General features: G+C 56.3%; 16 protein-coding genes. 14 read left to right on the top strand and 2 right to left on the bottom strand.

Annotation, left to right across the window (positions count from 1 at the left end; translation table 11 throughout):
* Nucleotides 1-2 precede the first annotated feature (2 nt).
* The 14 genes from ACFDAU_RS10700 to galE all read left to right on the top strand — a co-directional run bounded on the left by ACFDAU_RS10700 (nt 3) and on the right by galE (nt 16,199).
* On the top strand, nt 3-1,073 hold the full coding sequence (locus ACFDAU_RS10700; RefSeq protein ID WP_413436918.1) for an acyltransferase family protein: 1,071 nt from the start codon (nt 3-5) through the stop codon (nt 1,071-1,073).
* Between the two features lie 8 nt (nt 1,074-1,081).
* Nucleotides 1,082-2,269 carry a glycosyltransferase gene (locus ACFDAU_RS10695; RefSeq protein ID WP_413436917.1) on the top strand — a complete coding sequence of 396 codons (1,188 nt, stop codon included), beginning with the start codon at nt 1,082-1,084 and terminating at the stop codon, nt 2,267-2,269.
* Nucleotides 2,266-2,958, top strand: a complete 693-nt coding sequence (locus ACFDAU_RS10690; protein WP_413436916.1) for a serine O-acetyltransferase — start codon at nt 2,266-2,268, stop codon at nt 2,956-2,958. The genes ACFDAU_RS10695 and ACFDAU_RS10690 overlap by 4 nt, the downstream gene beginning before the upstream one ends.
* Nucleotides 2,955-4,058: a glycosyltransferase family 4 protein gene (locus ACFDAU_RS10685; RefSeq protein ID WP_413436915.1), complete on the top strand. Its 1,104-nt coding sequence runs from the start codon at nt 2,955-2,957 to the stop codon at nt 4,056-4,058. Before ACFDAU_RS10690 ends, ACFDAU_RS10685 begins: the two co-directional genes overlap by 4 nt.
* 116 nt (nt 4,059-4,174) lie before the next feature.
* The gene (locus ACFDAU_RS10680; protein WP_413436914.1) at nt 4,175-4,960 is read left to right on the top strand and encodes a hypothetical protein; all 786 of its coding nucleotides are present in this window, start codon (nt 4,175-4,177) and stop codon (nt 4,958-4,960) included.
* Between the two features lie 48 nt (nt 4,961-5,008).
* Complete coding sequence (locus ACFDAU_RS10675; protein ID WP_413436913.1) at nt 5,009-6,160, top strand: hypothetical protein; 1,152 nt, start codon at nt 5,009-5,011, stop codon at nt 6,158-6,160.
* 55 nt (nt 6,161-6,215) lie between these two features.
* Entirely contained in the window at nt 6,216-7,079 is an 864-nt protein-coding gene (locus ACFDAU_RS10670) for a glycosyltransferase family 2 protein (protein WP_413436912.1), read from the top strand.
* Complete coding sequence (locus ACFDAU_RS10665) at nt 7,076-8,098, top strand: glycosyltransferase family 4 protein (RefSeq protein ID WP_413436911.1); 1,023 nt, start codon at nt 7,076-7,078, stop codon at nt 8,096-8,098. Before ACFDAU_RS10670 ends, ACFDAU_RS10665 begins: the two co-directional genes overlap by 4 nt.
* Nucleotides 8,095-8,931 carry a glycosyltransferase family 2 protein gene (locus ACFDAU_RS10660; RefSeq protein WP_413436910.1) on the top strand — a complete coding sequence of 279 codons (837 nt, stop codon included), beginning with the start codon at nt 8,095-8,097 and terminating at the stop codon, nt 8,929-8,931. Before ACFDAU_RS10665 ends, ACFDAU_RS10660 begins: the two co-directional genes overlap by 4 nt.
* A 9-nt stretch (nt 8,932-8,940) precedes the next feature.
* Nucleotides 8,941-9,975, top strand: a complete 1,035-nt coding sequence (locus tag ACFDAU_RS10655; protein WP_413436909.1) for a glycosyltransferase family 4 protein — start codon at nt 8,941-8,943, stop codon at nt 9,973-9,975.
* Nucleotides 9,976-9,982: 7 nt separating this feature from the next.
* Complete coding sequence (locus ACFDAU_RS10650) at nt 9,983-10,741, top strand: class I SAM-dependent methyltransferase (RefSeq protein WP_413436908.1); 759 nt, start codon at nt 9,983-9,985, stop codon at nt 10,739-10,741.
* Nucleotides 10,742-10,802: 61 nt separating this feature from the next.
* Nucleotides 10,803-11,636: a glycosyltransferase family 2 protein gene (locus ACFDAU_RS10645; protein ID WP_413436907.1), complete on the top strand. Its 834-nt coding sequence runs from the start codon at nt 10,803-10,805 to the stop codon at nt 11,634-11,636.
* A complete protein-coding gene (locus ACFDAU_RS10640; protein ID WP_413436906.1) occupies nt 11,633-15,115 on the top strand; it encodes a DUF4838 domain-containing protein in 3,483 nt (1,160 codons plus the stop codon). Before ACFDAU_RS10645 ends, ACFDAU_RS10640 begins: the two co-directional genes overlap by 4 nt.
* Before the next feature lie 64 nt (nt 15,116-15,179).
* Entirely contained in the window at nt 15,180-16,199 is a 1,020-nt protein-coding gene (galE, locus tag ACFDAU_RS10635; protein WP_413436905.1) for a UDP-glucose 4-epimerase GalE, read from the top strand.
* 80 nt (nt 16,200-16,279) lie between these two features.
* On the opposite strand, the gene ACFDAU_RS10630 is transcribed toward galE, so the two are convergent.
* On the bottom strand, nt 16,280-17,131 hold the full coding sequence (locus ACFDAU_RS10630; protein WP_413436904.1) for a response regulator: 852 nt from the start codon (nt 17,129-17,131) through the stop codon (nt 16,280-16,282).
* 54 nt (nt 17,132-17,185) lie between these two features.
* Nucleotides 17,186-18,142: a diguanylate cyclase domain-containing protein gene (locus ACFDAU_RS10625; protein ID WP_413436903.1), complete on the bottom strand. Its 957-nt coding sequence runs from the start codon at nt 18,140-18,142 to the stop codon at nt 17,186-17,188.

The raw sequence follows: 18,142 nt of genomic DNA, 5'->3' as shown, positions 1-18,142 counted from the left end.
TTATGGCTAAACGAACGACGATAGAAGGTATCCAGTATCTGAGGGGGATTGCCGCGATGATGGTGGTGTTTCATCACGTGCGGCACGTGTTCGGCGATGTGTCGGGCTGGACGACCTTCGGCAGTACCGGCGTGGATATTTTCTTTGTCATCAGTGGTTTCATCATGGTGTATATGACCCCGTTGTCGCGCGGTACGATGTCCGAACGCCTGTCCGATATGAGACGTTTCTGGTTGAAGCGCGTGGTTCGCATCGTGCCGCTTTACTGGATAGCCCTGCCGTTATCAGTGGTCGTATTTAAAATAGGATTGACGGACCCGCGGCTCATTAATGATTTTCTGTTTTTGCCGCGCTTCAATTTGCAATTTCCTGGAGAGATCTGGCCAGCGCTGGTGCCGGGCTGGAGTATCAATTATGAAATGTTCTTTTATGTGATATTCGGCTTGTCGATCCTGTTCGGCAGCCAAAGGCTGCTGGTGACTGCGTTCATTATCACCGCGTTGGGAATTGTAGGGGGATATGGGCAGTTCGAGTCGGCAGCGCTGCGCTTTTACACATCGTCCGTCATATTCGAGTTTCTGTTCGGAATGCTGCTTTTTTCGCTATGGCGTTATCTGAGCACCGCCGGCCTCGCGCGTTATCGATGGGTGTGGTGGGTTTCCCTGCTGGGAGGATTTGTAATGATGGCGGTGAACCTTCCCGGCCCGGGGTTCCTGGTCCATGGATTACCCGCGGTATTCATCGTGATGGGCGCCATATTTGCCTTTGAGGGCATCCATCTGCCGTCCCTGCGCGTGCTGGGCGATGCCTCCTATTCCATCTATCTGTTCCACTTGCTGTCTTTTGCGATCTCCTGGCATGTGGTCGCCAAGCTGGGACTGTCTGCGGCGGATCCACGGGACCTGATCCCGGTGTTCGCCATTTACGTGGTGGTCGCAGCTGGTGCCGGCATAGTGCTGCACTATTTACTCGAAATGCCCATGGTGCGTGGTGGCAATGCATTGATCAAGCGCTTCGATCGTGCGCACCAGGCAGGCGGCTTGCAACGAGCAACGGGTAACGCTGCATCATGAAAATCCTCATGCTCTCACCCGTTCCGACCCATCCCCCTATTGCAGGCAACCGGGCGCGAATTCTCGCGCTGGCGGATGGGCTGATGGCGGCTGGGCATGAACTGCATTTTGCCTGGGTCGCGCTGGAAGACGGCGATCGCATTGCGATGATGAAGCATTTCGATGGTCGATTCACCGAGTTGAAGTATCAGGTACCCAAAACCGTCAATGGCGTCTCGGCACGCCTGCGCCGCAGCATGCTGCGGCGGATGGGGCAGGCATCGGCGCATGTGTGGGGTGTGGACGATTGGTATGACCAGGGATTGACGGCTCAGATCAGGGCGCTGCAGGCGCAGCACGGATTTGATGGGGTATTCGTGGAATATGTGTTCATGTCCCGGGCATTGGAGGCCTTTCCGGCTGAAGTCGTGAAAGTCATCGATACGCATGATCGCTTCGCGGATCGGCATCTGCACTACCTGCGTGCCGGCAAGCAACCGGAATGGTTTGCCACTACGCAGGCTGACGAAAGCAAGGGGCTGGCGCGTGCGGACGTTGTAGTAGCGATACAGGACAGTGAAGCGCGCTTGTTTGCTGCGGCGTTGCAAGGGCGCGCGCGAGTGACGACGGTAGGTCATTTGCTCGATATGTCGCAGTCTGCGTTGTTGGCGAATATGCCGCGGGCAGTTTTTGTCGCCTCGGCCAACAACATCAATGTGGATGCCGCCAATGCGTTTATTACCGGTGCATTGCCCATGATCCGGGCGGAGATTCCGGATTTCGAATTATGGCTGGCCGGGGACGTCTGCCGCGACGCGCTGGATGCTCCGGGCGTGCATAAAATGGGGCGTGTGGACTCCGTCGCGCAGACCTATGCACGCGGTGCGCTAGCGGTAAATCCGGTGCGCATGGGTACCGGATTGAACATCAAGACCATGGATTGTCTTGCCCTCGGCGTGCCGCTGGTCGTAACAGAATCAGGGAGCCGGGGGCTGGAAAATCTGCGTGGACGGGCGTTTTTGACGGTACCGGATGACGACCCGGTGGCTATGGCTGCGGAAGTGGTGCGGGTGCTGCGCAATGAAGAATTGCGTTCCGGCCTGATCCGCGAAGCGCTCGCCGCCGCGCGGGCGTGGAACGCCGAACAACTCGCCAATCTTGCAGAGGCATTGCGGCCGCTAACGCCGTCAACAACCCGGAAGGCTATCTACCTATGACAACCAGACCCGGTGAGGTATTGGCTGTACGCCAAAACGATAATCAGCGCGAGGCGCCGCTGCGGGCAGACTGGGCGCAGTATTATCGACTGTGCGAAGGCTCACAGGCGCGGCGCGTGTTCGACTGCCTGCGCGCTCCGGGCATCCACGCGGTAACCGTGCTTCGCTTTGGTCAGTGGGCAGCACGTCAGCGAGCACCGCTGAACTGGCTGCTGGCACCCGTATATGTCGTGCTCAATGAATGCATCAAGATACTCTGGGGTATCGATATTCCGCGCAGCGCACGCATCGGTCCCGGACTTTATATCGGTCACTTCAGCGGTATTTTTGTCAATCCAGAAGCCGTCATCGGACGCAACTGCTTTATCTCGCAAGGCGTCACCATCGGTGTAGGCGGCTCTGGCGATAAGCGCGGCGTGCCGGTGCTCGGTGACGATGTGTATCTGGGTGCAGGGTGCAAGCTGTTCGGGCGCATTACGCTGGGCGATGGTGTCAAGGTGGGTGCCAATGCGGTAGTGCATCGCAGCCTCGCGGCCGGGGCAAAGGTTGCTGCTCCGGGATTCATTTACCTGGGTGGCACGGCGCCTCAGGACAGCGGGACAGATGACTCCGGTGACGCGGGTTCTGAACCGGCCGGGCTGCCCTGCGCTGTGGCAGTCGTTTTGATTCAGGAGCAATCAGGTCAATGACCATGCGACAAAAATTATTGCTGGTAAGTGCGCGCTGGGATCATCTGGGTGGACATAGCGGTCTGGCACCCCTGGGCGAACAGTTGCAAAAGCACTTCGAAGTCCAGCGTGTAGTGCCGTCGCTGGGCGACAAGATACGCGTTGGTGCGCAGCTGATTTGGGAGGTGTTGCGCGAGCGCCTGCTGGGAGTGCCGAAGAAGCAGGGCTGGAGCCCTTTTTATAACCGTAACGGGTTGCTGCTGGAGACCGCTGCGCTGCGCATGTTGCGGGCGCAGCATTTTGATATGGTGTTTTTCGAGGCGCTGGAAGATCACTTCGATGCTTTTGCGCATGCGGACAGGCGTAGGCCAGGGACCCGGATAGCCGGAGTCTCGCACCAGCCGCCGGCCTGGTGGCGCATGTATGGCGTTGACGGCAATGTGCTTTCCGGCGTGGATCTGGTGATTGCGCTGTCGCGTCAGGCGCAGGGCTTCCTGCAGGAACGTACCGGGCATGCGAATGTGCATTTCGTGCCGCATGGCGTGGATGTGGATTTTTTCTCGCCTCCTGAAGCCAGGCGTTCGCTGCCGGTTGACGGGCCGGTCGAGGTGCTATTTTGCGGACAATGGCTGCGCGACTTCGCGCTGCTGACCGACACTTTGACCCAGCTGCAACGTGCGCCGGTGCATTTCGAGTTTCATCTGGTCGTGCCGAAATTTGCCCGTAATTTCGAGCAGCATTACCGGCTGGCGCAGTACGGAAATGTGCACTGGCACGCCGGATTGTCGGACGCGGAATTGCGCGCGCGCTATCGCAGCGCGCATCTGATGTTTCTGCCGTTGATCGACGCCACAGCCAATAACTCCGTGCTTGAAGCCATGTCTGCCGGGCTCCCGCTTCTGGTCTCGAAATTGGGTGGGGTGGTCGATTATGTGGAGGAAGGCAATGGCACATTCTTGACCGCTGGCGGTGGCGAGCATGCGGCGGAACGGTTGCAGTGGTGTGTGGAACATTACACGGCCTGTCTGGAGATGGCGCAACGCGCCAGGGATGGGGCGGTGGAAAAACTGTCCTGGGAAGTCGTTGCGGCGCGAATGGCGACACTGGCACAGGCAGTATGAACGATGTTGATAAGGAAAAAAATACAGTGATCAACGCGAATTTTTTCTGGCATGGGCCGGCACTCAGTCTGTACGAGACTGCCTGCCTGTCCTCTTTTGTCAATCACCATTGCCGGGTGTTGCTGCATACCTTCAACAAGGATCTCCAGGTTCCCGAAGGTGTGGAGCTTTGTGATGCGTCCGAGCTTGCCGATGAGGCAGAGGTTTTCGCCTACACGCAGGGCGGGCACAAGAATTCCGTCGCGGCCTTCACCGATATTTTCCGCTATCGGGTGCTGTCTCGGCAGGCCGGATGGTGGTTTGATACCGATGTATTTTGCCTGAAAGACGCCAGTTTTTATCTGGAACTCCAGGCTCAATCAAAAGGTATCTTGTTGGGACTCGAAGAACCGGGAAAGGTCAATGGCGCTGTTTTTTATGTATCGAATCCCGACCTGGCAAAAGAACTGGAGCGTCGCGCGAATCTGAAAGGCAAGGTTCTGGACGCATGGGGCGAGATTGGTCCGCAGCTGGTGACGCAATTCATCCGGGAATTTCCGGAACGGGTGACTGTGCTTCCGCAGAAGTTCTTTTATCCGATCCATTACCTGGAGGTGGCCAGGTTTTTTCGCCCGCAGGAGTTGCCCGGCTGCCTGGAAGCCGCCGAGGAAGCGGTGTGTGTGCATTTGTGGAACGAGTTTCTGCGCAGGTGGCACATCCCAAAGAACATCCTCCCCTGTGAAGGCAGCTATCTTGGGCAGCTGTTCTCGGATATCGGGATTACGGTGGCGCCTTCGGCCGCATTACCCAATGACTCATTTGAGGCGCTTTTACATAATGGGCAAATCGGCAGGCTGGGAATAAAAGCATTGAATTCAATCCGTGCAATCAAGCGTTTTAAAGAGTCCACCCTGGGGAGATAGGAATGCAGCAGAACAGGTTATCGGTTCGGAAGTTTGCAGGCTAGCACCATGAATGCTCCCGCAATTCATCCAGTCTATGCAGCGCCACACGAGGCAGCATCGGAAGTGTGGCTGGGACGCCTGTTCGTTCTGGGTTTGCTATTGCTGCCGTTGCAGTTCATTCAGGTTGGCATGGCGCAGCCGGCCCATCTGTGGGCAATCGTCGTCATCGGCGTGATGGTTTACACCAAGTCATTTCGGGTCAAGGGCCTGGAAATAGGCGCCTACCTGTTTTTTATTGCCATTGCACTGGTGGATACCCTGCTGGCGCATTATTTCCGCATCAAGGCAGTGGAACAGATCATAAAATTTGTTGCGGTGTATCCTGCGTTCTATTTGATAGGAAGAATGTACGGCGAGAAATATTTCAATAAAAAACTGCCTTATGGGTACGTTTTCATATTCTCCTTCATTGCCATCCAGTACCTTATCCAGTTTTTTAGAGTGCCGGTGGTCTACGAAGCAGTCGGTTTCATGCAAAACGCCATTCATGGCACCTTCAAGGAAAGAAACTGGTTCGCCATTTACGTATTTTTACTTATTTATCTGCTTTTTTTGAGATCCGATTTCAGGTTTTCTTCCTTGATGAAATTTTTCGGGGCCAGCATATTGATTGCCCTGCTGAGCGAATCGAAAACCGTACTGATTGCCTGCGGGATTGCTTTTATGTTGCACCATCGCGGGCATTTCTGGCTGAAAGTTCTGGCTATTGCCGCGGGCACGGCATTTTACATGCAGCACTTTGGCTGGGAATTATCCGGGGATTTATTGCGGGTACGGCTTCAGGATGAACGGGGGCTTGCTTTTGAACAAAGCATCAAGCTGATCAGCGAAAACTGGACCGGCTACGGATTCGGTTTCGTGGAAGGATACTTTTCACAATTGTGGTTCACCATCATGGGCCTGGGTTTGGGTACGAATTCAATTTTTTCTTCGCCACTGGATTTCATGGTGATTGCCGGATTTGCCGGACTAGCATTCTGGTTTGTATTCTTTGCCGGCGTCGGCACCTCCTCGGTTTTCCTGCTGGCCCCGGTCGCGGCCTGGTCATTAGTGAATCCCTTGCATCAATCGGAAATCGTCTATCTGTTTGCCGGTTTTCTGACGACCTGGGGACTGCAGCGCCACGCTGCGGATCGTGCCAGTAAGGGAGCGCTATGATGCAGAACACGTCGCCGGCAGCGATACCAATGTTATTTACCAAATGGGTAAATAAATGAAGTTCTCACTTGTAATGGCGACGCTAGGTCGCAGCGTGGAGATCGAGCGGCTGTTCAATTCGCTGGTGAATCAGACCTACAAGAACTTCGAAGTGATCGTGGTTGACCAGAACGAAGATGACCGCGTGGTGAAGCTGGTGGATGAGTTTCGCGACCGTCTGGAGTTCGTCTATCTGCGTTCGGAGAAAGGCCTGTCGCGCGCAAGGAATGTAGGCCTGAAACACATTCACGGTGAACTGGTTGCCTTTCCTGATGATGACTGCTGGTACAAACCGGACGTACTGGGTTATGTTGCTGGCAGATTCGCCGCCGAGCCGTCGCTGCGCGGCCTGACTGGCTGCAGTGTGGACGAGGGGGGCAGTCCGTCGCAGGGACGCTGGGCGACCCGACCTTTGCGGGTGGACCGTTACCGGGTATGGACTTGTGCGACGTCCTATACCATTTTTCTGCATCGTGAGGCAGTCGACCTTGCGGGGCCGTTTGACGAGAGCCTCGGCGTCGGTTCAGGTTCCCGCTGGGGCGCCGGTGAAGAAGTGAATTATCTGCTCAAGGTGATCAGGGGTGGCGTGCCGGTTGAATATGACCCGGCGCTGCGGCTATATCACCCGGAGCCGCTCCGGCAAATGGACGACAAAGCCTATGCACGTACCCGACTCTACAATCGCGGGTTTGGCCGCGTGCTCAGGTTGAACGATTTTGCAGTTTACTTCGTGTTCTACCTGGTCGCACGGCCGCTTGCCGGCGCGGCGCTCGCCAGTCTCCGGCTCGATTTTGGGCGTGCCCGCTATTACTGGATTGCCGCCACCCAGCGTTATCTGGGCTGGCAAGATAGCGTAAACGCGCGCGGAGAGACGGCATGACCCCCCACGCCGCCTATCCGGTTTATGCCGATTTGCGTTGGCCGCGCATGACCGGTATCGCCAAAGTACAGGCGGCGTGTTGCGCTGCTGCGCCACCGCATGTTCGCCTGATCGATCTGCAGCTAGCTGGCAGCCTGGGTAGCCCGGCGGCGCCGCTGGCATTGACACGTGCGCTGCAGCGCGTACGGGATGGCGTATTCTGGAATCCCGGCTTCCTGCCCCCCTTATGGGCGCGTATACCTTCTGTCGTCACTGTGCACGATTTGACGCATCGACTATTTTATAGTCGCATGCACCGCGCTTATTACGATGTGGTGCTGAAGCCGCTTTATCGACACTGCGCTGCGATTATCTGTGTGTCGGAATACACTCGTGACACCTTTCTTTCCTGGTCAAAAATGGCGCCGGACAAGGTGCATGTGGTGTTGAACGGGGTTTGTCCCGACTACGCTTCCAATACGGAAACCCTGAAGCTGCCTTATCCTTACGTGCTCTATCCGGGCAATCACCGTTCATACAAAAACCTGGCGCGACTGCTGGAAGCGTATTCACGTTCACGATTACCGCAGAATGGCATTCATCTTGTATTGACTGGAGATATCCACACCGGCTTGCAATCCCAGGCGGTGGCCCTGGGAGTCGCCGATCGAGTGCATTTTTGCGGATGGCTGGATGTTCCTGATCTGCCGAAACTGTACCGGGGTGCCTTGGCCGTCGCCTACATTTCCTTATACGAAGGATTCGGCTTGCCCATCGTCGAAGCCATGGCGTCGGGCGTACCGGTCATGACTTCCAATACCTCCTCGATGCCTGAGATCGCCGGTGATGCCGCGCTGCTCGTCGATCCCTATTCGATAGCGGAAATCACCGATGGGTTGAATGCCATCGCGCTGGACGAAACGGCACGTCTCCAGCTGATCGCGCGCGGTGCTGTACGCGTTTCCGAATTTGACTGGAAAAACTCGACAGCGAAACTGTGGAACATCATTGATTCGGTCGTCGATGGGGCCGGATCATGAAGTTCTCACTTGTAATGGCGACGCTAGGGCGCAGTGTGGAGATCGAGCGGCTGTTCAACTCGCTGGTGAATCAGACCTACAAGAACTTCGAAGTGATCGTGGTTGACCAGAACGAAGATGACCGCGTGGTGAAGCTGGTGGATGAGTTTCGCGACCGTCTGGAGTTTGTCTATCTGCGTTCGGAGAAAGGCCTGTCGCGCGCAAGGAATGTAGGCCTGAAACACATTCACGGTGAACTGGTTGCCTTTCCCGATGATGACTGCTGGTACAAACCGGATGTACTGGAGTTTGTGGCCAAGCAGTTTCTGGCGGACCCTGAACTGCGCGGCCTGACCGGACGCAGCGTGGACGGAAACGGCGTCGCGTCCCAGGGGCGCTGGTCGGATCAGATATTGACGGTCGACCGATACAACGTCTGGAAGTGTGCCACGTCTTATACCATTTTCCTGCGCGCCGAAGCGGTGATTCGTGCCGGACAGTTCAACGAAGCGCTGGGAGTGGGCGCTGGTACGCGCTGGGGCGCGGGCGAAGAAGTAAACTTTTTGCTGCGAGTCATTCAGGCGCCCATGTATGTGCGTTATGACCCGAACCTGAGAATATTCCATCCCGAGCCCTTGATGGTCATGGACGACAAGGCGTTTTCACGGGCACGTTTGTATAACCGGGGGTTCGGACGAGTTCTCGGCCTCTCGGGTTATCCATTTTATTTCGTTTTTTATCTGATCTTCAGGTCGGTAGCCGGTGGCATGTTGTCTGCGCTCAGGATGGATTTCAAGCGTGCCAAATATTACTGGATTGCGGCTTCGCAGCGTTTTCTCGGCTGGATAGACTGAGGGCGGAGGATGGAGATTTTATCGAGCGGACAGCGTCTTAGCGTTTATTCCGACATGCGCTGGCCGCTGAAAACCGGGATCGGCAATGTCATGACGGCAATGGTTGAACGCAAACCTTCGCGCATGAATCTGGTCGGTCTTGAGGTGAAGGGCAGCATTGGCAGTCCGTTTTCCCCCTTTGCGATAAGTCGTGCCCTGCGGCGTTCGGCAGCGGATCGCGATGGCGTGTATTGGAGCGCCGGATTTGTGCCGCCGGCAGTGATGCACATTCCCAGCGTGGTTACCGTCCATGACCTCACTCACTTGCGGTTCTACAGCCGTTTCCATGCAGCGTATTACAACTATTATCTCAAGCCGTTATATAGGTTATGCAGCGCCATTGTTTGCGTATCCGATTACACGCGCCGCGAATTCCTGGAATGGTCAGGGATGTCCCCGAACAAAGTCTCGGTTGTCTATAACAGCGTGGACAGGATTTATCTTGAAAATCAGGAAGCGGCTCAATTGCCCTACCGCTATGTGCTGTATCCGGGTAATCATCGCAGCTACAAAAATCTGCAGCGTCTGATCTCAGCCTACGCCGCTTCCGTGTTGCCGCAACGGGATATTCATCTGGCTATGACCGGGGATGTCAACCAGACCCTGGTCGAGCATGCCCGGCGTGCGGGCGTGGAATCCAGGCTGCATTTTCTGGGACGTGTCAACGATGAGGACTTGCCGAAGCTGTATAAGGGCGCGCTGTTCGTGGCTTTTGTCTCGTTATACGAGGGTTTCGGGTTGCCGATCGTTGAAGCAATGGCCTCGGGCGTGGCGGTATTGACGTCGAATGTTTCGGCCATGCCGGAAGTGGCAGGAAACGCCGCCCTGATGGTCGATCCGTATTCGATAAAAGACATTGCCCTGGCGCTGGACAGACTGGCCGGCGACACTGTGCTGCGCGACGAGCTGGTAGCCAGGGGACGTGAACACGTGACGCGTTTCGACTGGGACCTTTCGGCGCAGGAGCTGTGGGGAATTATCGATCATGTTTACCGGGCGGTGTGAGGCTTGCATGGGCATGATTTCACCAAGACTAAGCTCTGCAATGCGCTACCTCGGTTGGGCGGACATTCCGTATAAATGGAGGTTCTCGAAAGGCGAGTGCCCGCTTTGCAATAAAAGCGTTTTCTTGTCGTTCAGGCGAGATCCGTTCATGACGAGATGCCTGAAATGCAGGACGAATATCACCAACCTTGCTCTGATAACCGCCATCAAGAAATTTTTCAAGGCGCCTTATACCGGAAAATCGGCATACGAACTTTCCAGTTATGGATGCACGCTTGCCTGGTTGAGATCCCATTGGCCCACGGTCGTTGCCAGTGAGTATTTTCCGGGGAAGAAACCGGGTAGCGTCATTGATGGCGTGCTGAATCAGGACGTCCAGCAACTGACTTTCGAGAATGAAAGTTTCGATCTGGTCACCTCGAATCAGGTCTTTGAGCATGTTCCGGACGACATTCTGGGATATGCCGAATGCTTCCGGGTATTGCGTCAGGACGGGGCACTGATTTTCAGCGTGCCTCTCTATGATACCGATCGCACCGCACGAATCGCCTTTCTCGATCAGGGCAATATCGTATTTTGCGGAAATCCCGAATACCACGATAGCCGTCTGGCTGGGGCCAATTCAGTCCCGGTATTCTGGCGCCATTCTTCAAGAGATATTGTAGAGCGCGTCAAAACTGCAGGTTTCAGGAAGGTTGAGCTCATGGATGTGTTCCTTGCGGGTGCGCAAAACATCCCCTCGAAAGTGGTTTGCGCATGGAAATGATGGCCTGCCATGGAAAGCAGGCTGCCGTGCAGGCAATGCATTTGTTTGAAGGAGGAGGGCTATGTCAATGAGCATGCCGGGCGTCTTGAATGCCGTGGTTGTCAACTATCGAACATCCGATCTCACGCTGAAGTGTGTCGAGTCGATTGTGCGGCTGGGTATCGCCGCCCCGGAAGAAATCGTTGTGGTCGAAAATGCCTCGCCGGACGACTCCTTCGAACGGCTCAGCCGGGAACTGCCGCAAGGGATCCGGCTGGTGCGCTCGGCAACCAATGGTGGATTTGGCGCTGGCGTGAATCTTGGCGCGGCGGCCTGTGACCGCGAGTTCATTCTGGTATTGAACCCGGATACGTACTTCGAAGACCTCAGTATTCAACAGGCGATCGAGCTGTTTGACCGGGAAGCCGATGTGGGGATCGTCGGTCTGGATCTGGTCTATCCCGGTGGTGTTCGGCAATTCTCCGCCAGGCGCTTTTATAGCCTGCTGGATGTTGTCGGCCGCAGGCTGCCGATTGGACGTTACTGGCCGTTCAAGCCGCGTATCGACCGCCACATGATGCTATCGGCGTGGGACACCGATCAGCCTTTCGATGCCGAATGGGTCATGGGAACGGGGTTCATTGTGCGCCGCGCGTTGTTCAACCGCATCGGTGGCATGGACGAGGCTTATTTCCTGTACATGGAAGATGTTGACCTGTGCGCACGGGTCTGGCAGGCCGATTTTCGCGTCGTATGTGTTCCGGGCGCGAAACTGGTGCACGATCACCAGCGCAATAGTGCGGCCGGCCCATTCAGTTGGGCCGGTCGTCTGCATCTGAAAAGCCTGATGCGGTTCAGGAAAAAGTTTCGTGTACCGCTGTTCCGGCAACCGGGAATTACTGGGCTTTGGCGTTGAACATCATCTATCCGTCCGCTAAGTCGTTTGGCAGAGAGCCAGACAAGAGTAGCCGTCATTGCGTGGTGCCGCGCCTGTATCCTTTGCTGCGCCTCCTGGTGACGGGGTTATTTGCGCTGTTTTTCTGCGCACGGAGCTGGGCCATTCAGGGTGAACCCGTACCGGTAGTGGACGGCGGGTTCGAGAATGCAAAAAGCGCCTGGGTAGGCGGCAGCATCGTCAATACAGAACGGCATGAAGGCGCAAAAGCGCTGTCGCTCGCATCCGGTTTCGCTTATCAGGCACCAGCCGGCATGGTGCCGATCAAGCCCGGGTTCGATTACCGGCTGCACCTCTGGATCAAGTGCGATGCTTGTAACGCCCATGATGTGGCGGTCAGCGCATTGCTCAGGGGGGAGGGGTTCAATGCCGCGAGTGGCAACTTCGGCGAGGTCCTCGGCAGCTGGCTGGAGGGCACGGCACCGGCTTTTGTTCTGGATGGCGGTAAATCGCCGGCGTTGTTGTCGGTGGGCGGGACGACAGGCTGGAAGGAGTATACGGCGGTTATTCCCGCGGCACAGATTCCACCCAATACGAAGGCATTGCAGATTTACCTGCGCCACGACACCCAGCCGGAACCTAAAGGGACCGCCTATTTCGACGATTTGTCCATAGAGCGGCTGCCGGCAGGAAGCCTTGCACCGGACCGGATTATTCTGAATGGCGGCTTTGAGGCGGGCAAGGCGCCCTGGTGGGGCGATGGGGACATCATCAAGGATAACGTCGCCGAAGGGCACTCGGCCCTGCGCATCAAAGCGGGATTTGCCGCTCAGGATAAGCGCCCTGTCGAAGGAGGCAAACGCTATCGGGTGAGCATGCAGATACGCTCCAACGGTGCGCCCGACGGCTCGGTATTTGTCCAGTTGAGTTTTCGGGGGACGGGGGTCGATGCCGGATGGCGCGGGCCAGAGCAGGTTAATCTGAATTCAGGGGCGGAGGCGGCGCTGTTCGTGACCGGCGGCACGCATGCATGGAAACCTTATTCGGTGGTGGTGGAAGCGCCGCCGGGCGCCAACGAGGTGGTGCTGTATCTGCGCAAGAAAGCGGCTACACCCGGCACGGCTGATTTTGATGCGGTTGCGGTGAGTCCGACAAACGAACCGGTGACTACAGCCGCCGTCATGAAGCAAAAGACCATGGCGGCGGCCATGTTTTCGCCGGCAGTAAAAAAGGGTAATGCCGAAAAAATCATCGCTGCAGCGGTTGCTGCCGGCGCCGGCAAGTCGCCTGCCAGTTTGCTTCTGGCTGACAATGGCCATGCGCGTTATCACATCCATGTGGCCCGGAACGCCGATGCCATCACCCTGGGCGCGGCCGCCACGCTGGCCGATTATCTGAAGCGCATCAGCGGTGCCGGTTTCGCGTCTTTTTCCGATGATGACAATCCGCAGGCCGGCCCCTTGCTGGTCGTCGGACGCGATAACATTCTGACCAAACGGCTGTGCCCCGATATCTCCTACGACAAGCTGGGCGAGGACGGCTTCGTCATCCGCACGGTGGGGCCGCACCTGGTGATTGCCGGGGCCACCCCGCGCGGCACCATGTATGGTGTCAACTGGTTCCTTGACCGCAAGCTCGGGGTCAAGTGGCTGAGTCCTTCCTACACGTATGTGCCGGCGCAACCAAAACTGCAGGTCGCGCGGCTGAATACGCTGCAGGTGCCGCGTTTCAGCTATCGGGAAGTGCTCAGCTATGAAGGACAGGACAAGCTTTATCGCGCCCACAATCTGCTCAACGGTGAATCACACGGCCCGTCGTTCAGTGCGTCGCCACCGGAAATCGATAGCTGGGATCACAGCTGGGATGCAAAGGGTGGTGAAGCCAGTTTTTACGAGCTGATGCCGCAGGATCAATATGCCAAGGCGCATCCTGACTGGTATGCAGGTGGCCAGGTGGCGATGATGAATCCGCAAGTGCGCCAGGTGATGGCCGAGGCAATTGTGAATCGATTGAAACAACTGCCGGATTACAAAAAGGTCTGGTTCGATCTCCATGACATGGACTGGGGTTGGGATATGGATCCGGCCAGCAAGGCCTTTGCCGACAAGCATGGCGGCGAGCCATCCGCACCGCGACTGGACATGGTGATCGATATCGCCAACCGGGTACGCCAGGTCCTGCCCGGCGCGCGGCTGGCTTTCAATGCCTATCACTGGAGTTTCACGCCGCCCAAGGGCATGACGGTGCCCGACTATGTGATGGTATTCCCGATGACGATACAGGTGGATTACAGCTCGCCGCTGAACCAGGGAAGAAACCAGAAACTGGGTCAGGATATCGCCGGCTGGAATGCCATCGCGAAACACATTCTGGTGTGGGATCACATTACCAATTTCAGCGGTTTCCTCCAGCCTACATCCAACATTTATCCGATCGGCCACAGCCTGCAATGGCTGGCTACGCTGCCGAATGTGCATGGTTATTTTGCCGAAGGCAGCTGGAATACGCCGGCTGCAGAGTTTGCCAGCCTGCGCGTGTGGATGATCGCGCGGCTGCTTTGGGATCCGAAGCAGGACGTCAGGGCGCTGGTCGCCGAGTATTGCCGCTACTATTTCGGCGCGGCCAGCCCGTACGTGCTCCAGTACATCGATCTGATGCACGCGGCGATTGCAAAGAGCCGCGATGTGCTCAGCGAGAAAACCCAGGTCGATGTGGCGATGCTGAATCTGGATTTTGTGCGCGCCGCTGACCAGTTGTTCGAGAAAGCGCAGGCCGCAGTGGCAAACAACCCGGTGTTTCTGGAGCATGTGAAAGAAGCGCGCATGCCGGTGGATTACGTCATTCTGGTGCGACGTAAAGAGTATGCGGACGAAGCTGCGCAGCGAGGCATCCACTGGCAACCGGATACCGCAAAACGTCTGGCGCGTTTCAATCAGACCATACGGACGGCGAAAGTCAGCGAATACCGTCAGGGCGGCAACATCAAGGAACTGGACGAATTGCTGGCAGTTGAACGGCGTACGCCGCAAGCCCCGGCAATGGTGCGCGATCTGGCCAAGTCGGACTGGGTGGATTTTCAGGATCTGAGTTTCAATCGCTATGAGTCGGCGCAAATCGTCCAGGATAAGTCCGCGTCGGACGGTGCTGCGGCCCGAATGAATGGTGATTCATCGACCTGGGCGGTGCAATTCAAGCTGGATAAACTTCCCAAACAAGGCCGCTGGGAATTATATGCAAGTGTTCGCGTGGACGCCGCCACAAATCATGACAAGGACGTCGGTGCAAAGGTGGGATATTCCCCCCCAATGGGTTTGTTCAATGCGGGATTGATAGGCACTTTGAACGATGGCCGGTATCATTTTATTAAAGTGCCGGGTGGGCCGTTCCGTTACGATACGGATCAGGGCAAAGGTGTTTATATCCAGGCGCCTGGTGAAAAATATGTGAAGTATGTTTATGTGGATCGATTCATTGCAGTCCGGGTACCGGATAAGCATTGAAGTAAGCGTTTCCTGCAGCAGAAGTTAACGCGCAATGCCCCTTTGTTTTAATAGAGAAAATAAAATGACAACTATCCTGATCACCGGCGGAGCCGGCTATATTGGTTCCCACACCTGCGTGGAATTGCTTAACGCAGGATTCGAAGTCGTGGTAGTCGACAATCTGAGCAACAGCAAGCAGGTTGCGTTGAAGCGGGTGGAAGACATCACCGGAAAAAAGCCGATTTTTTATCAGGCTGACGTGCGCGACCGCGACGCGCTGACGGCCATTTTTGCGCAGCATGACATCCAGTCGGTCATTCATTTTGCCGGGCTCAAGGCGGTGGGCGAGTCGGTGGAACAACCGCTGCGATACTATGAAAACAACGTGGGAGGCACCCTGACTCTGTGCCAGGTGATGGCCGGGGCAGGTGTGAAGAGCATAGTGTTCAGCTCGTCAGCGACGGTTTACGGTGACCCCCATACCGTACCCATCAGGGAGGATTTCCCGGTGGGCGCGACCACTAATCCCTATGGGCGCAGCAAGTTCATCGTGGAAGAAATTCTGCGTGATCTGTACCTGGCCGATCCATCCTGGCGCATTGCGCTGTTGCGTTATTTCAATCCGGTTGGGGCGCATGAGAGCGGTCAAATTGGAGAAGACCCGAACGGCATCCCGAGCAATCTGATGCCTTACATTGCGCAGGTGGCGGTGGGACGGCTGCCATTTTTGAGAGCATTTGGCGGCGACTATCCAACCCCGGACGGCACCGGTGTGCGGGATTACATTCATGTGGTGGATCTGGCCTTGGGGCATGTGGCGGCGCTGCGTTATCTGGAAAGTCACGACGGTCTGGTGACGGTCAATCTGGGTACCGGGCGTGGTTATAGCGTGCTGGATATGGTGCGGGCCTTTGCCGCGGCAAGCGGACGTGAAATACCCTACCAGATTGTAGATCGAAGAGCCGGGGATATCGCCAGTTGTTATGCCGATCCTGCACTCGCGCAGCAGTTATTCGGCTGGCAGGCGCAACGCGATGTGAATGTCATGTGTGCCGATTCGTGGCGCTGGCAGTCGCAAAATCCACAGGGATATGAGTCGTAGTCGGGATACCGTTCCCGTTTTCGCAACTGCGGACGCGGCGCCTGGCCGCCAGGTATTCCCGGTTACGCACAGCGGCCGGGTTATGCCGTAACCGGAGTGGCAATATCGAGCATGATCTCGGTAACGTCTCTGCCCACACCACGGTAGCCGGTAAAGCGTCCGATTGGATCGAACTTCGGCTCTCCGCTCACCTGAAAATATTGATGCACACCATCGGCAAGAACCCGGCTGTAGATGAAATTCAGGAATGGCCGGCGCGCCGCGATGTTCGCTGCGAGTGCGGCGCGCTCGGTCTCATTCCAGCGCGCGGCCGGTGTTTCCTGGGGTGCGTCGGGTAGGGAATCCGCTTGGGCAGGGCTGAGCATTTCCAGCACCGGCCCGTAAACATTGGTGAAGTGCCCGTTTTCGTCCTGTTCCCAGTACCAGTCGGATGACAGTTCAGTCAACCGGCGAAAGCGCACTTCGCTTTCGCGCAGCTCGGCCGTGCGTTCCTGTACCGTCTGTTCCAGCACCTGGTTGAAATGTTCGAGTTGCTTATACAACAAGCGCACTTCCAGCATGTTGTGTATACGCGTCTTGACTTCGATCAGGTCAAACGGTTTGGATACGAAATCCTTCGCGCCCGAGGCCAGTGCGCGCAGCTTGTGGGCCGGTTGAGCGGTAATCACGAGTATCGGAACATAGCCGTCTATTTCAATTTTCTTCAGGCTCTCCATCACCTGGAAACCATCCATCCCGGGCATTTGCAGATCGAGCAGAATCAGGTCGTAATGGTGGTCGCGATGCAGCGCGCTGACGCTATGCGGATCCATCGTAGACGATACGCGGCAATAGCCGGCTTCCTGCAGCATTTGTTCCAGCAACAGCACATTCGCTTCCATGTCGTCCACGATCAGGATGCTGGCGTTAAGAATATCGGTGGGAAGCACCATAAAATTCGCTTTCCTTAATTTGTATTGCGACTCAGTCTGATAAGAATGGAAAAACTAACTACCTGTCATCGCCACCCGGTCGATGTGTGCAGCGATGCGATAGGTGTTCTTGCCGGTGCGCTTTGCTTCATACAAGGCCAGATCCGCGTTCTTCATCAGGATATCCACCGCCAAACCATGCGTGGGATAAATACCGACACCCACGCTGGCGGTCATGCTCACGTTGCGGCCTTGGATATTATAGGGTTGCGCGAGCGCCTGTATCACTTTAGATACCATATTGACCGCATCGTCAGCGTGACTCAATTCCGACAAGCCAATGACAAATTCGTCGCCACCCAGTCGTGATACCGTGTCCTCCCGGCGCACCGTGGCCACCAGTCGATCGGCGACCATTTGCAGTAAGGTGTCGCCACCATCGTGGCCCAGGGTGTCGTTGATCAGCTTGAACCCGTCCAGATCCAGATACATCACCGCCATGGTGCTTTGATTTCTATGTGCATGGGCGATGGCTAATGAAAGTCTATCCATTAACAAGCGCCTGTTCGGCAGCCCGGTCAGCGGGTCGTGCAGCGCCAGAGATTCCAGCGCACGGCTGTAATCCTCGAGTTGTTTGTACAACAAGCGCACTTCCAGCATGTTGTGTATACGCGTCTTGACTTCGACCAGGTCAAACGGTTTGGATACGAAATCCTTCGCGCCCGAGGTCAATGCGCGCAGCTTGTGGCCGGGTTGAGCGGTAATCACGAGTACTGGAACATAGCCGTCTGTTTCGCATTCCTTCAGGTTTTCCATCACCTGGAAACCATCCATCCCGGGCATTTGCAGATCGAGCAGAATCAGGTCGTAATGGTAGTCGCGATGCAGCGCGCTGACGCTATGCGGATCCATCGTAGACGATACGCGGCTGTATCCGGCTTCCTGCAGCATTTGTTCCAGCAGCAGTACATTTGCCTCCTTGTCATCTACGATCAGGATGCTGGCGGCAAGAATATCAGTGGCGCTTATCAT

Source organism: Sulfuriferula sp. GW1 (assembly GCF_047300855.1).
Classification (GTDB): domain Bacteria; phylum Pseudomonadota; class Gammaproteobacteria; order Burkholderiales; family Sulfuriferulaceae; genus Sulfuriferula.
Note: the sequence above shows the minus strand (reverse complement) of the source record. Positions and strands in the feature narration are given on the sequence as shown.

Excerpts from the sequence above, each read along its gene's own strand:
- ACFDAU_RS10700 (WP_413436918.1), top strand. The coding sequence starts at position 3 with ATGGCTAAACGAACGACGATAGAAGGTATCCAGTATCTGAGGGGGATT.
- ACFDAU_RS10695 (WP_413436917.1), top strand. The coding sequence starts at position 1,082 with ATGCTCTCACCCGTTCCGACCCATCCCCCTATTGCAGGCAACCGGGCG.
- ACFDAU_RS10690 (WP_413436916.1), top strand. The coding sequence starts at position 2,266 with ATGACAACCAGACCCGGTGAGGTATTGGCTGTACGCCAAAACGATAAT.
- ACFDAU_RS10685 (WP_413436915.1), top strand. The coding sequence starts at position 2,955 with ATGACCATGCGACAAAAATTATTGCTGGTAAGTGCGCGCTGGGATCAT.
- ACFDAU_RS10675 (WP_413436913.1), top strand. The coding sequence starts at position 5,009 with ATGAATGCTCCCGCAATTCATCCAGTCTATGCAGCGCCACACGAGGCA.
- ACFDAU_RS10670 (WP_413436912.1), top strand. The coding sequence starts at position 6,216 with ATGAAGTTCTCACTTGTAATGGCGACGCTAGGTCGCAGCGTGGAGATC.
- ACFDAU_RS10665 (WP_413436911.1), top strand. The coding sequence starts at position 7,076 with ATGACCCCCCACGCCGCCTATCCGGTTTATGCCGATTTGCGTTGGCCG.
- ACFDAU_RS10660 (WP_413436910.1), top strand. The coding sequence starts at position 8,095 with ATGAAGTTCTCACTTGTAATGGCGACGCTAGGGCGCAGTGTGGAGATC.
- ACFDAU_RS10655 (WP_413436909.1), top strand. The coding sequence starts at position 8,941 with ATGGAGATTTTATCGAGCGGACAGCGTCTTAGCGTTTATTCCGACATG.
- ACFDAU_RS10650 (WP_413436908.1), top strand. The coding sequence starts at position 9,983 with ATGGGCATGATTTCACCAAGACTAAGCTCTGCAATGCGCTACCTCGGT.
- ACFDAU_RS10645 (WP_413436907.1), top strand. The coding sequence starts at position 10,803 with ATGTCAATGAGCATGCCGGGCGTCTTGAATGCCGTGGTTGTCAACTAT.
- galE (WP_413436905.1), top strand. The coding sequence starts at position 15,180 with ATGACAACTATCCTGATCACCGGCGGAGCCGGCTATATTGGTTCCCAC.
- ACFDAU_RS10630 (WP_413436904.1), bottom strand. The coding sequence starts at position 17,131 with ATGGTGCTTCCCACCGATATTCTTAACGCCAGCATCCTGATCGTGGAC.
- ACFDAU_RS10625 (WP_413436903.1), bottom strand. The coding sequence starts at position 18,142 with ATGATAAGCGCCACTGATATTCTTGCCGCCAGCATCCTGATCGTAGAT.